The organism is Salinispora tropica CNB-440 (assembly GCF_000016425.1).
GTDB classification, from domain to species: domain Bacteria; phylum Actinomycetota; class Actinomycetes; order Mycobacteriales; family Micromonosporaceae; genus Micromonospora; species Micromonospora tropica.
Genome location: NC_009380.1, coordinates 3,793,931 through 3,808,687, shown reverse-complemented (window position 1 = coordinate 3,808,687; position 14,757 = coordinate 3,793,931). Strand labels below are relative to the sequence as shown.

The following is a 14,757-nucleotide window of genomic DNA, read 5'->3' as shown; positions in this document are numbered from 1 at the left end:
TCGTGTCAGGCGTGCGCGTGCAGCGGTTTGCCGGCGAGGGCCAGGTGCGCCTCACCCAGCGCCTCGTTCTGGGTCGGGTGGGCGTGCACGAGCTGCGCCACCTCGGCGGGGTACGCCTCCCAGTTGTAGATGAGCTGGGCCTCGCCGATCAGCTCACCGACTCGGGCACCCACCATGTGCACGCCGACGACCGGGCCGTCCTCGACCCGGACCAGCTTGACGAAGCCGGTCGTCTTGAGGATCTGGCTCTTGCCGTTGCCGCCCAGGTTGTAGTTGTAGGTTTTGATCTTGTCGGTGCCGTACTGTTCCTTGGCCTTCGCCTCGGTCAGACCGACCGACGCCAGCTCGGGGTCGGAGTAGGTGACCCGAGGAATGCCGGACTCGTCGATGACGGCCGGATTCTCTCCGGCGATCTCCTCAGCGACGAAGATGCCCTGCTGGAAGCCGCGGTGCGCCAGCTGGAGGCCGGGCACGATGTCGCCGACCGCGTAGACGTTCGGTACGTTCGTGCGCTGCCGTTCGTCGGTCAGCACGTAACCCCGGTCCATCCGGACGCCCTGCTCCTCGTAGCCGAGGTCAGCGGTGTTCGGTCCCCGACCGACGGCGACCAGCAGCAGCTCGGCCTCGATGGCCTCGCCGCCGGCGATGGTCACCCGGACGCCGCTGTCGGTCTTCTCGACCTTCTCGAACGGCTTGCCGACCTTGAAGTTGATCTTCCGCTTCCGGAAGGCCCGCTCCAGCGCCTTCGACGACTCCTCGTCCTCGGCGGCGACCAGCCGGGGCAGCGCCTCAATGATCGTGACGTCCACCCCGAAGGACTTCCACACGCTGGCGAACTCGACCCCGATGACCCCACCACCGAGCACGATCACCGACGCCGGGACCCGGTCCATCACCAGCGCATGGTCGCTCGTGATGATCCGTTCGCCGTCGACCTCCAGGCCGGGCAGGCTCTTCGCGTATGAGCCGGAGGCCAAGATGACGTTGCGGCCGGTGTACCGCTTGCCGTCGACCTCGACCGTGTTCGGTGCCACCAGCCGGCCGGCGCCGGCGACGATGGTGATGTTCTTCGCGCCGCCCAGCAGGCCCTGTAGACCCTTGTACAGCCGAGCGACCACCCCGTCCTTGTACGAGTTGACCGCCGCCATGTCGATGCCAACCAGCTCGGCCTTGACGCCGAACTGCTCCGAATCGCGGGTCTGGTCGGCGACCTCGGCGGCGTGCAGCAACGCCTTGGTCGGGATGCAGCCGTTGTGCAGGCAGGTGCCGCCAAGTTTGCCCTTCTCGACCAACGCGACGGACAGGCCCAGCTCGGCGGCGCGCAGCGCCGCCGCGTAGCCACCGCTGCCACCTCCGAGGATGACGATGTCGAAGGTCTCGTTCGGCTCGCTCACGTCCAACTCCCAGGTCGCCTGGTTGCATCGGGGGTCACGGTGGGGGAATGCGGACACACCCCACCTCGGTCATCTTGTCACCACCACGCCCGACGCGGGTAGCGAGGTGCCCAACGACACGTCCGAGACACGTACCCTTGGCATCGGCTTCGATGGTGCGGGTGTGGGGAGACGGCCGGTGGGACTGTTCCGACGGAAGAAGGCGCGTCCGGTCAGTCAGGATCGCGGGGTTGACCGGGGCGATCTGGGCCACCTGGAGAACTTCGTGCGGACCCGGCGGGGGGTCGAGGCGTACATCGAGCCCCGGACGACCGTCACCGAGACCACGATCATGCTGATCGCCGACGACGGGGAGTGGACACGCCGCCGGATCGACGGCCCGGACGGCGCGCGGCGCTTCGCCCACCGGTTGGGCATCCCGGTGTACGACGTGCGCCTGATGGGCTACCCGCAGCGGATGCGCGACTACAACGAACGCCGCAAGCGCCGCCCCGAACTGTTCTGAAGCCGCACCGACTCGGCGTAGGTGGTGCGTAGGGCCCTCGTACCCGCCCCGGCGGACACGAGGACCCTACTGACAGGTCAGCCCTGGCGGGCGATGTCCTCGATCAGGTGCAGCAGGGTACGGACGGGCACCCCCGTGCCGCCCTTGGTCCAGTAGCCCGTCGGCTCGCCCGAGTGGTAGCCGGGGCCGGCGATGTCGATGTGCGCCCAGGCGACCTCCTCGGTGACGAACTCACGCAGGAACACACCGCCCTGGAGCATGTGACCCGCCCGGTCCATCCCCGCGTTGACCTGGGAGATGTCGGCGACCTCGGAGTCCATGCCCTTGCGCACGTCCTCCGGCAGCGGCATCGGCCAGGTCGGCTCGCCGACCGCCTCGCCAGCGGTCCGCACCCGCTCGCACAACTCCGGCGTGCCCATCACACCGGCCACCTTCTTGCCCAGCGCGACCACCTGGCCGCCGGTGAGCGTGGAGGTCTCCAGGAGGTAGTCGCAGCCGTCCACGCAGGCCCGGGCGATCGCGTCGCCGAGGATCATCCGCCCCTCGGCGTCGGTGTTGAGCACCTCGACGCGCTTGCCGTTGAACATCGTGATGACGTCGCCCGGCCGGTACGCCGTACCGGACGGCATGTTCTCCGCCATCGGCACGTACGCGGTCACCGGCACGGCGGGCGCAAGCTCCGCGACCGCCAACATCGCGGCGGCGACGGCGGCGGCGCCGGCCATGTCGGCCTTCATCTCCCACATACCCTGCGACGGCTTGATCGAGACACCGCCGCTGTCGAAGGTGATGCCCTTGCCGACCAGGGCGACGCGCTTGCCGGTGCCGCCGCCCGCCGGGGTGTAGCTGATCCGTACCAGCCGCGGCGGGGCCTGCGACCCCTGCCCGACGGCGGTGATGCCCCCGTAGCCGCCCTCGCGCAGGGCGACCTCGTCGAGCACCTCCACCTCCAGCCCAGCCGCCCGGGCGGCACTTGCCACGGAGTCGGCGAAGGCGGGCGGGCTGAGCTCGTTGGGGGCGGCGTTGACCCAGTCCCGGGAGAAGCGGACCGCGTTGGCGACCGCCTGCGCCCGGGCGACCTCGGCCGCGGCGGCGGCGTCACCCGCGTCCGGGACCGCGACCAGCACCTCCGCGACGGGCTCCCGCCGGGCCGGCTGCGGACGGGTCTTGTAACCGGCGAACCGGTAGCCGCCCAGCAGGCCTCCCTCGGAGACCGCGCGCAGCGCGGCGGGTGCGTCGGCGTCGTCCGGCAGCGGCAGGGCCAACGCGACTCGGGTCGAGCCGGCGAGAGCCCGCACCGCGGCACCAGCCGCCCGGCGCAGGATCTCCGGGGCGGGGGCGGCGCCGGTCGGCTCCGGTCCGAGGCCCACCGCGGCGATCACTGGAGCGGTAACCGTGCCGAGCGTGGCTAGCTTGATCACCTCGCCCGGCCCTCCGGTCGCGCCGAGCAACGCCAGCGTCTCGGTCAATTTTCCATCGAAGGCCGCGGCGATGCTCTCCGCGCCGCTGGCCAGCAGCAGGGTGCCGACGAGGTCGCCGACCCGTTCCCCGGGCTGACTGTGTACGCCGATGACGATCGCGTCAACGGCGAGCTCGGCAGGGTCGGTGTCGACGAGGCTGAGGGAAATGGTGGGCGATGTCACTGAAGCTACTCCGGGCAGGCCGGGCTGGTCGCGTCTTCGCGTACCAGCGATGAAGGTCTCCGGCGGACCGTACCCGCCGTTGACCAGGGCTGTCCCGCCAGTGGTGCCGGCGGGTCCCGCCGATGCTAACCAGCCGGGGTGGTGCCGGTAAGTTGCCACCCATGACCGACGTGACCTCCGGCTCCGCCGACACCCGGCTGCGCCGCTCTCCGCTGCACGACCGGCACGTCGCTGCCGGCGCCAAGTTCGCCCTCTTCGGCGGGTGGGAGATGCCGCTCGAATACGCCCGGGGCGGGGTGCGCAAGGAGCATACGGCGGTCCGCGGCGCGGTCGGCGTCTTCGACGTGTCGCACCTGGGCAAGGTGCGGGTCACCGGCATGGGGGCGGCGGACTTCGTCAACGCCTGCCTCAGCAACGACCTGGCCCGGATCGAACCGGGCCGCGCGCAGTACACCCTCTGCTGCGACGACGCCGCCGGTGGGGTGGTGGACGACATCATCGCCTACCTGTACGCCTATGACCACGTCTTCCTGATCCCCAACGCCGCGAACACCGCCGAAGTGGTGCGTCGGCTGCAGGCCGCCGCGCCGTCGCCGATCACGATCACCGACGAGCACGAGGCGTACGCGGTCCTCGCGGTGCAGGGCCCGCGCTCGGCCGATCTGCTCGGCGCGCTGGGCCTGCCCACTGAGCACGACTACATGAGCTTCGCGGAGGGCACGCTGGCCGGGGCCGACCTGACCGTGTGCCGCACCGGCTACACCGGCGAGCTGGGCTATGAACTGATCCTGCCCGCCGCGGACGCCGGAGGAGTCTGGGACGCGCTCTTCGCCGCAGATGAGCAGCTTCAGGCGTGCGGCCTGGCCGCCCGGGACACCCTGCGCACCGAGATGGGCTACCCGCTGCACGGGCAGGACCTGTCGCGGGAAATCACCCCGGTGCAGGCTCGCTCAGGCTGGGCGGTTGGCTGGGACAAGCCCGCCTTCTGGGGGCGCGCGGCGCTGGTCGCGGAGAAGTCCGCCGGCCCCCGGCGCCGGTTGCGGGGCCTGGTGGCGGTCGACCGGGCCATCCCGCGCCCCGGCATGGTCGTCTACCACGGTGAGACGCCGGTCGGCACGGTCACCAGCGGCACCTTCAGCCCGACCCGGAAGCAGGGCATCGCCCTGGCCCTGATCGACACCGAGCCGGCCCTGGCCGAGGGGGTCGATCTCGAGGTCGACATCCGGGGACGCCGGGCAACGGTGCGCCTGGTCCGTCCGCCGTTCGTCGACCCCTCGGTTCGGTAGCTCGCCCCGGACATGCCGGCGCCACCCCTGCCGATCGCCGGGAGTGGGGTGGGTCAGACCGGCGGGGCGGGTCGTTCGCCGGCATCCAGGACAGCCTGGGTCCAGCCGCCTTCGCGGACCCCGGTGCCGTCCAGGACCGCCCAGTCGACGATGTCGGTCGCCTCCACCACCACCGCAGAGCCGATCCGTACGGCTGGGTCCGTGTGGGCGTCGCTGGCGCTGGCGCCCTCGATCTGTTCCGGCGTCGTCCAGGAGGTGACCCCGGCCCACACGTACTCCGGGCCGTCCTCGCCGGGGAGTCCGTACTTCACCACCAGCTGCGTCTCCGGTGGCAGCGCTCCGGCGAGGAAGCGGGCGCGGATCTCGCCCAGCGCGGCGCGGGCGGTGGCGACCGCCTGACTCATCGCGTCGCCGGAGCGGGTGTAGCGCACGTCCGGCGCGATGCCGGTGAAGAGGGTGCCGCAGGCAGCGGCGTAGTAGCGGCCGTCCGGCCCGGAGTAGCCGGTCGGCGGCCGCAGGTTGAGGAACGAATCCGCCTCCGGATCCGTCGCCGGGTCCAGTTCCAGCCGAAGCAACACCGGGGCGGTCGCACCATGCTGTTCCGGGTTGCCGTACGCCACCGCGATGTCTCCCCCGGTGACCGTGGCCAGTACGGGTAGCTGCACGAACGCGGGTAGCTCCTCGCCGGCCAGGCCGTCGGTCCACGCACGCAGCAGCCGCCGCGCCGTGCCGGTCATCACCGCTCCCCAGGCCCGGGTCAGGTGGTCCGGCACACCCTGTGCCTGTAGCTCCAGCAGCCCGAACCGGCGCAGCCCCTTGGTGGTGAACCAGAGCCCGTCGGTGCCGGACGAGTACGGCACCAGCACCCAGTCGACCAGCCGGATCCGGCCCTGCTCGTCCGGTAGGGACCGCAGCGCGGTCGCCGGGTCGAGGAACTGGAGTCCGAAGACATCCACCACGTCGCCGCCGGCCGCGTCGGCTACCGCCGCCGCCACCGCCCGCGCCGCCCACTCGTGCGCCGGCGGCCAGCCGGGCCGGTATTCGGCCTGTACCACGACCAGGTGGGTCGCCGCCGCCAGTCGGGACAACTGGGCCTCGGTCGCGCCGAATGCGGTGAGCAGGTCCGGCGGCAGCTCGGGGAACTCGTGGATCGGTCGGGTGTCCACGCTCATCAGCGGGCTGTCCAGCATCTGCCGGGCGAGTGCGTGCACCGGCTCGGCGAGCCGCCCGGTGAGGTGCCGTACCGCGGTCTTCGTTCCTACCTTCGGCAGCCCGGCCATCGGCACCAGGTAGGTCGCGTTCAGCGATTCCGGGACCGGTACGGGCAGGAAGTCGTCCGTGATGAGCATGGGGTCTCCCGGATGGCCGTGCCGGTGTTGTCGTGCGCAACGCTACCCGGCGGTGTGGGCGGAGCTCAGCCGGACAAGACCAGTCCCAGGTAGACAACGGTGGTGACCACCTCGACGGTGGCACCGAGCACGTCGCCGGTGATCCCACCGAGGCGGCGTACCACGTGCCGGAGCAGCCCGACCGCGGCGGCGAGGGCGACGGCGACGGCGAGTGGTCCCTGCCACGGACGGTCCGGCACGGCGGCGAGCGCCAGCAGCGCCACCGCGGCGGTACCGGCGGCGAGGGTACCCGGCCCGACGGTTCCGGCGACCAGGGCTCCCAGTCCGTCCGGTCGGGCCGCCGGCAGCCCGCGCCAGCAGGCCACCGTGACCCCGAGCCGGCCGGCGGCGGTGGCGGTCACCACCGCCGTCAGCATGGTCGACGTCGACCATTCGGCCAGCTCCGCGAGTACCGCCGCCTGCAACAGGAGGATGACCACCAGCGCGGCTACCCCGAACGGGCCGACATCCGGCTTCTTCATGATCTCTAGCGCGGCTGGCCCGCGTCGGTATGAGCCGAGCGCGTCCACGGTGTCGGCGAGCCCGTCGAGGTGCAGCCCTCGGGTCAGCAGTGCACCGGCGCCGACCGTGACGGCGGCTGCTACCAGCGGCGGCGCGAAGCCGCCGGTGAGCAGCAGTACCCCAGCGAGGAGGGCGCCGAGCAGCGCGCCGACGGCCGGGGCCAGGGCCATCGCGGTGCCGGCCACGGCTCGGTCGATCCGGCCAGCCCGTACCGGCAGCGTGGTGAAAGTGGTCAGCGCCAGCCGGGCCCCGGCGGCGAGCCGCGGTTCAGCCGGCACGCCAGCCGGATGAATCCAGCGGCGTGGACTCCGGATCGGTGCTGGTGGGCCCTGGTCCGGCCGGTTCCGGCTCGCGGAATTCCGGCTCGTCGGCCGCCGGCGTCGCCGGCTCCGGTTGCTCCGTCGGCTTGGCCGGTTCCGACTCGACCCGCAGCGACGGGTGCGCCGGCAGCGCCGTGGCCAAGGCCAGCGCCGACCGCAGCAACGGCAGCGCCACCAGCGCGTTCCCGCCCTCGCCCAGGTCCAGCCGTAGATCAAGCAGGGGAGCGAGGCCGAGCACGTCGGCGGCGAGCTGGACGCCGGGGTGCCCGCCGTGGTCGGCGAGGAGGCACCAGTGCCGGGCCGGGCCGGCCAGGTCACGGCTGACCAGACCGGCAGCAACCCCGACCGGCCCGTCCAGGAGCACTGGCAGCCGCCGCGCGGCAGCGCCGAGCAGCACGCCGGTGGCGACCGCGATGTCGCCGCCGCCCACCTCGGCCAGGATCTCCTTGGGCCCACGGGACGAGTGGCGGCTGCGGTGCAGCCCATCCCGGACGGCCGCGCAGCGGACCATCCACGCGGCGTCGTCGTACTCGCCGGCGTCGGTGCGTACCCGGGTGAGGACGGCGGGTGGTTCGGCGCCGGCCGTGGCGGCGAGCACCGCTGCCGCGGCGGCGTCGGTGCCGGCTCCGCAAGCCCCCAGCACCAGCAGCCGTACGCCCGCGTGAGCGGCCTGGTCGGCGAGCCGCCAGCCGAGCTGTAGCGCCGCCTCGACCTGGCTGAGGGGGAGCGCCGGGTCGGTTTCGATCGGGTCTGCGGCGGGGGCGTCAACCACCTGCAGCTCGGCCCCGGCCTCGGCGGCGAGGCGGGCCCACGCACCCTGGCCGTCCCGGGCCTCCTGGGCTCGGCGGGCGGAGTCACCGGGAGCGGTGCCGGCGGCGACACCGCCCGCGTGATCACCATGCACCAGCAGCATCCGGATGCTGCCCCACGGTGCCGGCCGCGGAGTGCCCTGGGTGGCGGCGGCGAACTCGACCAACTGGGTGAGCCCGCCGAAACCAGCGCCCGGCAGGTCCCGGGTGGCCACCCGCTCGACGGCCTGCGAGCCGGCATCCTCGTCGGGCATGGGCAGCTCCAGGCCGGGCTCGATGGTCAGGCCGGTTGCGGCCACCGGCGGCGTCGACCAGGGGGTGCCATCGGCCCCGGCGGGTTCGGCCGTCGAGGGCGGGGGGCTCGGGGTCAGCACCTCCGGCAGCGGCATCGGTGCGAGGGTCGGGCCGGTAGCGACTCTGGTGCCGGCGGCGGCCGGCGTGACCTGTGCCGGGACGGCGGCCGGGCGGGTCGGCGGGGGTGGCTTGAGCCAGCTGGGCTGGCCGGCGACCACCAACACGACCGTGTCAACGGCGTCGGCGATCGCCCGGTTGGCGGTGCCGAGCGCGTCGGTGAAGGCGCGGCCGAGCGGGGTCGTCGGCACCAGCGAGAGGCCGACCTCGGCGCTCACCAGCACCAGCCGGGCGGGGCAGGAGCGGACCGCCGTGGCCAGCTCGGCGATAGTGGCCGTGAGGTCGGTGGGTTGATGGGCAGGGCCGAGGAGAGCCGTCACCCAGCCACCGATGTCATCAACAAGCAGCGTCTCGGAGGGCTGCGCGGCGGCCAGCACCTCCGCCAGCCGGCGTGCTTCTCCCGCGGTCTCCTCCGTGGTCCACGTCGTCGGCCGGCGGGCGCGGTGGACTTCGAGGCGGGCGGCCCACTCCTCGTCGTCGGTGCTGTTGTCGGCGGCGGTGGCCACATACCGGACCGTCGGCGCATCGGCCACCAGGGCCTCGGCGAACTCGGACTTTCCCGACCGGATTCCGCCGAGCACCAGGACCGTGTTCCACCCGTCAATGGACATGCCCGTACCTTAAGGCCGCCCGGTGGCCGCCCGCCTGCCGCCTCCCGCCTCGCTCCTCGTGGAGCCGCCAGCATCCGCCTCAAAACGATCATGCCCGGGCCGGACGTGCAGCCGTCGTCGGCGCGGCGGACTAGGCTGGCGGGAGATCAGCGGCGAGGGGAGACACGCAGATGGCGTGGAGCTGGCAGTACGAGGGCGAGAACGGCGAACCGGCGTCGGGGCCGGCGGAGTCGTTCAGTAGCCAGGCGGACGCCGAGTCCTGGATCGGCCAGACCTGGCGAGAACTCGCGGCGGCCGGCGTAGTCGCGGTCCTGCTTGTCGAGGACGACCGCGTGGAGTACCGGATGAGTCTGCAGCCCCCGGCGGAGTGATGGCCGGAGACCGTCGCGGGGGCGGGCCGCTGGTGCTGGGCGTGCCCCGGGCCGCGTTCCGCCCCAGCCCGGTCTTCCTCGGGCTGGTGGCGCTCTTCGTGCTCAGCGGGGTGCTGACCTGGCGAGGAATCGGCAACATCCGGGTGGACGTGTTCCTCTTCGTCGTATCCGGGTGGTTGGTCTCACTCTGCCTGCACGAGTACGCGCACGCGCTGGTGGCGTTTCGGGCCGGCGACCGCAGCGTCGCCCACCAGGGTTACCTCACCCTCAACCCGCTGAAGTACAGCCATCCACTACTGTCGATTGCACTGCCGGTGCTGGTGGTGCTGCTCGGTGGAATCGGACTGCCCGGTGGCGCGGTCTGGGTGGACCGGCACGCCATCCCGGGGCGGCTACGGCACACCCTGGTCAGCCTCGCCGGCCCGGCCACGAACGTGCTGTTCACGCTGGTGCTGGTCATCGCGATCCGGCTGGCGGCGAGCGGCGGCGGGCCGGTGCAGTTCTGGGCTGCGGTGGCACTACTCGCCTTCCTCCAACTCACGGCGAGCCTGCTCAACCTGCTTCCGGTGCCCGGCCTGGACGGCGGCAACATGATCCAGCCATGGCTCACCCCGCCGTACCGGCGGGTGTACGACCTCTTCGCGCCGTACGGCTTTCTCCTGCTCTTCGCCCTGCTGTGGAACCCCCGGATCAACGGTTGGTTCTTCGGGACGGTCTTCGCCGTCGGCGACGCCCTGGGCCTACCGCCGGACCTGTACCGGCTCGGCCTGGACCTGGTGCGTTTCTGGCAGGGTTGAGCCCGCGCGGCGGGCCGGTTCTCCTGGACGGTGGTGGGCCGGCCATTCCGGCCGGCCCACCACGCAGGCGCGTCAGGGCCGCTGCGCGGGGGACTCGGTCCGGGCCGGGTCCCGCTCGACGATCGGCTCGACGATGTCGTCGATCGCCTTGAGTAGGTCGGCATCGAGCCGTACCCCGGCCGCCTTGACGTTGTCGTGTACCTGCTCGGGGCGGGAGGCACCGATGATCGCCGAAGAGACGTTCGGGTTTTGGAGCACCCAGGCGATGGCGAGCTGGGCCATGTTCAGCCCCGCCTGCTCGGCGAGCGGCTTGAGGTGCTGCACCCGGGTCAACACGTCGTCGCTGAGCCACTTGGCGATGAAGTGCGCGCCCGACTTCTCGTCGGTGGCCCGGGAGCCGATGGGTGGGGGGTGGCCCGGCTGGTACTTGCCGGACAGCACACCCTGGGCCATCGGGGACCAGACGATCTGACCGACGCCCAACTCCTCGCTCGCCGGCACCACCTCGGTCTCGATGACCCGCCAGAGCATCGAGTACTGCGGTTGGTTGGAGATCAGTGGAATCCGCAGCTCACGGGCGAGCTGGTGGGCCTGGCGCAGCTGCGTCGCCGTCCACTCGGAGACCCCGATGTAGAGGGCTTTCCCCGAGCGGACAACGTCGGCGAACGCCTCCATCGTCTCTTCGATCGGGGTGCTGTGGTCATACCGGTGTGCCTGGTAGAGGTCGACATAGTCGGTGCCCAGCCGGCGCAGCGAGCCGTCGATCGACTCCATGATGTGCTTACGGGACAGGCCACGGTCGTTGCGACCCGGACCGGTCGGCCAGTACACCTTCGTGAACAGCTCGAATCCGGCGCGCCGTTCGTTTTTCAGTGCCCGACCGAGGACCTCCTCCGCGCGGGTGCCCGCGTACGCGTCCGCGGTGTCGAACGTGGTGATACCGGCGTCCAGGGCCGCCCGGACACAGGCGAAGGCCGACTCCTCCTCAACCTGGGAGCCGTGGGTGATCCAGTTTCCGTAAGAGATCTCGCTGACCATCAGGCCGGAACGGCCCAGGTGTCGGAATTCCATTCCCTGACCTTAGCTCGGTTGTACGTCGCCCATGAAGGACACGGTTCTGCTCGTTGGCCCGGTCTACCCTGCTGGCCCGACCGCGGAGCCGTTGCCTGCCGACCTTGCTGTCCGGCCCGGTCAGACGTGCTGTCCGATCCGGTCAGAGCAGCGGCACCGCATCGGTGAGCAGCTTTTCGATCTCGGCGAGCACCTCGGCCTGGTCGAGATACGTCGGCTCGATCAGCGGTCCGCCCTGCCGATCCAACGCCCCCCACCGGCCGGCGGCGGTGGCTACCAGGTAGGCCACGGGGTGCACGACCAACGCCGCGTGCACCGGTGTGACGACCACCCGGCCCGTCCGGTCCACCACGCCGTACCGCCCGGCCAGGTCAACGACCGCCAGCCCATCCTCGGTGAAGCCATCCACCTGTCCGCCGGCAACGAGCCGGGTGGCGAACCCGTGGTAGCGGGTCGGTACCACCAGCCGGCCGGCGTGGTCCACCGCGCCCCACCCCTCACGCCGGACCACGGCGATCCCGTGGCGGAACGGGCGTACGTCGGCGAAGCCCGGTGGCACCACGACCTCGCCCTGCGGGTCAATCGCACGCCAGCCACCGGGCTCGCCCTGCGACACCCAGGCCAGCCCGTCGGCGAACGGGCGGACCACCAGCCATGAAGCCGTCAACACGGTGCTGCCAGATCGATCGAGTAGCGACCATCGTTGGTCGTCCGGGCGGCGAACCCAGGCCAGGCCCTCCCGGAACGGCTGTGCCTCCGCATACTCCGCCCCGATGACCAGGTACCCGTCCGGGTCGGCGTAACCCCAGAGGTCGCCGTCGCGCGCCGGCACCGGCGGTTGTTCCGGCTCCAGCAACTCCGCCCTGCTGCGGGGGTACGGCCCGAAGCCGGTCTCGGCGGCCCGGTCGGCGACCGCGTCCAGACTCACCCGTACCCGGTCCAGCAACTCCGCATCGGCGGTACCGCGTAGGTCCAACGCCCGCTCGAAGTGAAGACACGCCTCGATCAGCCGGCCCTGGTCAACGCAGCACCGCCCGGCATGCTCGTGTAGCGCCGCCCGCAGCCGATCGGGCAGTTCCGGCGAATTCGCCTGGGCGAAGAGGCGGTCGGCTTCGTTGTACTCGCCCCGCCACCGCAGCACGTGTGCCAGCCGGGCCTGCGCGAGAGCGGATCGGCGCAACTCGCCGGTGGCCTCCGCGTAGGTCAGGGCCAGTCGGCCGTCTGCCAGCGCGTCGTCCAGGTCACCAGCCGCCCGGGAGGCCACGGCCCGCAGACTGAGCAGTCGGGCCCGGGACCGGTTGTCCATGGCCGTGTCGAGTTTCCTGGTCAGCCGGTGTCGGAGACTCCGGAGTTGCTCGGGGTCGGAGATGACCTCGCGGAGTGTGGTCGGATCCAGTCGCCAGGGGTGGGTGGCCAGCACCCGTTCGGGGTCGCCCGGTGGGGCGGTGTCCTCGACATCCGCGGCACCCGGTGGGTCGCTCCGGTCCGCGGTGGGCGGAACCGTCGCGTTCGCCGTGGCATGGTCCGTCGGCGTCGCCGCAGTCTCCGCTTCCGCTTCCGCTTCCGCTTCCGCTTCCGGTTCCGGCGCCGCTTCCGGTTCCGGTTCCGCTTCCGGTTCCGCTTCCGGTTCCGGCTCCGCTTCCGCTTCCGGGTGTGAGTCCGGGGCCCGGTCCGCCGTGACCTGTGGCGTCGCGGACTCCGGGTCCAGCGAGGCGGGTTCGGCGGTGGGACCGGGTCTGGCTTCCGGTCCTCCTTCCGGGTCAGCGTCGGCTTGTGCCGGGTCTGGCTCCTTCGTCGGGGCAGCCCCCGCTATCGGGGCGGGATCCTCGTCCTTAGCTTCGTCGCTGCTGCTGCTGCTGTTGAGGACGACAGCAGCGGCCGGTGCGGCATCGGCTGACCCGATCTCCCCTGCGGTCCTGGCGGGTTCCGTCTCCTCCTCGGGCATGCTGGCGGGTTCGGCGTACTCGTGCAGGGTGTTGGCCGGCGCCGTCGCGGGCGATGACGCGGCGGCTGGCCTGTCGTCGGGCAGGTCTGGTGCGGTGGTCGGTGGCGGCGCGTCGGCGCTGGGCGGCGTTGGCTCGGCGGGGCTGGTGGTCGGTTCGGCGGGCGAGGTCGGCTCGGCGGGAGCGGTGGCCGATCCGAACCAGGCGTTTGGCCCACCCGGGCCTGGTGCCGGCCCGACGGGATCGGTGGTGGGTGGTGGCGGAACATACCGCCGTGGCTGCGGTCCGGTGGCGGCTGGTGATGGTCCGGCAGCCTCTGGCGTCGGCGTCGGTCGGGGACGTGCGCCGGTGACCGGGCGGTCGGGGTGCGGATGGGGCTGCGGGGGCGTCCCGGCGCCGGACACCGGTCGGCTGGGCGCACCGGACACCGGTCGGCCGTACGGGGGCGCCGACGTGCTCGTCGGGGGACCGCCCTGAGACGGTCGGTGGGGTGGCGGGAGGTGCGGTCCGGGTGAGACGCCGGGTCGGGGGTTCTCCTGGTGTGGTCCCGGCTGGGGTGGGGTCCAGGGGCGTCCGGTGTCGGGCCGCCGGTTGGGGTACGGCTGCTGGCCTGGGTGCCGGTCGGGGTGGCGTACCGGTCTTGGTGCCGCGTCACGCTGCGGGTGGACGATGCCGTGTTCGGTGGGGTGGCCGGGGCCGGCCGGGTGCCGTCGTGGGTACGGGTCAACGCGTCCATCACGATTGCCCCGGGGCCCGGTCGGTCTCGGGTGCCCACCGCTGCTCTCCGGCGGCGCGCCGGGCGGACCAGGATCGGTGCCGGTCGACCGTCCCCACGGATAGCGGGTCCGAGGTGGCGGCTCTCCTACGTCCCGACCGGGGGCGTGGCGGTCGCGTCCCTGGGGTCGCTCCTCGTCCGGTTCGGGTAGCCAGCCCGGTTCTGGATGCCGGGCGGGGGAGATCGGTTGACTGCGCCCTCCGGGTTCGTGCCACGGGCTCCGGTCGTCGTGCCGGTCCGGGCGGACGTTTTGACCGCGCCCAGAGTCGGTGCGGTGGCTCTTCCGTTCCCAGCCAGGGTCACCGTCGCGAGTGCCGCGCGGCGGCGACCGCCGGCCCCGGTCGGCCACCGGGGGTACCTCGCCCGGCCGGCGACGCAGCTCCTCGTGGTTGTGGGCGTGGCGGTCGTCCTGGTCATCCCAGGAGCGGCCGGTGTAGGTTCCGTCGGGGCGGGTCGGCGCGAGCGGGGGCACCGTGGCCCGGCCGACAACGGCGGCTCGTCCGCGCGGGGCGGGCGGCGGGGTGTGCTCGATGCCGATGTCGCCGGGGTAGCGCTGGCCGCGGAACTGAGGATGCCACTCGTTCGTCGGCTCGACCATCCAGGACGGCTTGGCGAGGTGGTGCCACGGGTCGTCGTAGCCGCCGCGACTCATCCGCGTGCCCCGTCGCCGGCCCGGACGAGGGGGTTGCCCTGGCCCCCGCGTGTGGGTGGGGCGGGACGTGGACGGGGTGTCCGTCTGCTTACGGGCGCATTCCGATGACCGGCTCGCGTCCGCTCGCTCACGGCGATTGTCACCTCGTTGCACCTTGTCGCGCTGGGCACCCGCCGGTCGGTGGCTCTTCCCGTCCAGCAAGGCGTAGCTGCGGAAGGAGGGTAGCGGCGTAGGCTCGGTCGCCGCCACTGTGGCGCCC

At 72.4% G+C, this 14,757-nt stretch carries 11 protein-coding genes; 4 read left to right on the top strand and 7 right to left on the bottom strand.

All coding sequences use genetic code 11. The annotated features are described in order from the left end of the window. Positions 1-5: 5 nt before the first annotated feature. Complete coding sequence (lpdA, locus tag STROP_RS16630; protein WP_043158841.1) at positions 6-1,394, bottom strand: dihydrolipoyl dehydrogenase; 1,389 nt, start codon at positions 1,392-1,394, stop codon at positions 6-8. A gap of 178 nt (positions 1,395-1,572) precedes the next feature. Here lpdA and STROP_RS16625 point away from each other — a divergent pair, with 178 nt between their 5' ends. After that, positions 1,573-1,899 (top strand): hypothetical protein, encoded by a 327-nt coding sequence (locus tag STROP_RS16625; protein ID WP_026275112.1) that lies wholly within the window; start codon positions 1,573-1,575, stop codon positions 1,897-1,899. A gap of 77 nt (positions 1,900-1,976) precedes the next feature. Here the strand turns inward: STROP_RS16625 and STROP_RS16620 are convergent, their stop codons facing one another. Next, positions 1,977-3,542, bottom strand: a complete 1,566-nt coding sequence (locus STROP_RS16620; protein WP_012014528.1) for a leucyl aminopeptidase — start codon at positions 3,540-3,542, stop codon at positions 1,977-1,979. Positions 3,543-3,703: 161 nt separating this feature from the next. On the opposite strand from STROP_RS16620, the gene gcvT reads away from it, so the two are divergent. Further along, complete coding sequence (gene gcvT, locus STROP_RS16615; protein ID WP_026275111.1) at positions 3,704-4,828, top strand: glycine cleavage system aminomethyltransferase GcvT; 1,125 nt, start codon at positions 3,704-3,706, stop codon at positions 4,826-4,828. A gap of 53 nt (positions 4,829-4,881) precedes the next feature. Here gcvT and STROP_RS16610 read toward each other — a convergent pair whose 3' ends face one another. From STROP_RS16610 to cobU, 3 genes are all read right to left on the bottom strand, one after another. Next, complete coding sequence (locus STROP_RS16610) at positions 4,882-6,177, bottom strand: hypothetical protein (protein WP_012014526.1); 1,296 nt, start codon at positions 6,175-6,177, stop codon at positions 4,882-4,884. A gap of 65 nt (positions 6,178-6,242) precedes the next feature. Then, a complete protein-coding gene (locus tag STROP_RS16605) occupies positions 6,243-7,016 on the bottom strand; it encodes an adenosylcobinamide-GDP ribazoletransferase (RefSeq protein WP_012014525.1) in 774 nt (257 codons plus the stop codon). Then, a complete protein-coding gene (gene cobU / locus STROP_RS16600; RefSeq protein WP_012014524.1) occupies positions 7,006-8,889 on the bottom strand; it encodes a bifunctional adenosylcobinamide kinase/adenosylcobinamide-phosphate guanylyltransferase in 1,884 nt (627 codons plus the stop codon). Before cobU ends, STROP_RS16605 begins: the two co-directional genes overlap by 11 nt. A 170-nt stretch (positions 8,890-9,059) precedes the next feature. On the opposite strand from cobU, the gene STROP_RS16595 reads away from it, so the two are divergent. Continuing rightward, positions 9,060-9,260, top strand: a complete 201-nt coding sequence (locus STROP_RS16595; RefSeq protein ID WP_012014523.1) for a hypothetical protein — start codon at positions 9,060-9,062, stop codon at positions 9,258-9,260. Beyond that, positions 9,260-10,057 carry a site-2 protease family protein gene (locus STROP_RS16590; RefSeq protein WP_018830585.1) on the top strand — a complete coding sequence of 266 codons (798 nt, stop codon included), beginning with the start codon at positions 9,260-9,262 and terminating at the stop codon, positions 10,055-10,057. The genes STROP_RS16595 and STROP_RS16590 overlap by 1 nt, the downstream gene beginning before the upstream one ends. A gap of 72 nt (positions 10,058-10,129) precedes the next feature. On the opposite strand, the gene STROP_RS16585 is transcribed toward STROP_RS16590, so the two are convergent. Together STROP_RS16585 and STROP_RS16580 are read right to left on the bottom strand one after the other, a co-directional pair. Then, entirely contained in the window at positions 10,130-11,128 is a 999-nt protein-coding gene (locus tag STROP_RS16585; RefSeq protein ID WP_012014521.1) for an aldo/keto reductase family protein, read from the bottom strand. Positions 11,129-11,270: 142 nt separating this feature from the next. Beyond that, positions 11,271-14,498, bottom strand: a complete 3,228-nt coding sequence (locus STROP_RS16580; protein ID WP_012014520.1) for a tetratricopeptide repeat protein — start codon at positions 14,496-14,498, stop codon at positions 11,271-11,273. Positions 14,499-14,757 lie beyond the last annotated feature (259 nt).

What these genes read in the sequence shown, in the direction of transcription:
- gcvT (WP_026275111.1), top strand. Translation starts at nt 3,704, where the DNA reads ATGACCGACGTGACCTCCGGCTCCGCCGACACCCGGCTGCGCCGCTCT.
- STROP_RS16610 (WP_012014526.1), bottom strand. Translation starts at nt 6,177, where the DNA reads ATGCTCATCACGGACGACTTCCTGCCCGTACCGGTCCCGGAATCGCTG.
- cobU (WP_012014524.1), bottom strand. Translation starts at nt 8,889, where the DNA reads ATGTCCATTGACGGGTGGAACACGGTCCTGGTGCTCGGCGGAATCCGG.
- STROP_RS16595 (WP_012014523.1), top strand. Translation starts at nt 9,060, where the DNA reads ATGGCGTGGAGCTGGCAGTACGAGGGCGAGAACGGCGAACCGGCGTCG.
- STROP_RS16590 (WP_018830585.1), top strand. Translation starts at nt 9,260, where the DNA reads ATGGCCGGAGACCGTCGCGGGGGCGGGCCGCTGGTGCTGGGCGTGCCC.
- STROP_RS16585 (WP_012014521.1), bottom strand. Translation starts at nt 11,128, where the DNA reads ATGGAATTCCGACACCTGGGCCGTTCCGGCCTGATGGTCAGCGAGATC.
- STROP_RS16580 (WP_012014520.1), bottom strand. Translation starts at nt 14,498, where the DNA reads ATGAGTCGCGGCGGCTACGACGACCCGTGGCACCACCTCGCCAAGCCG.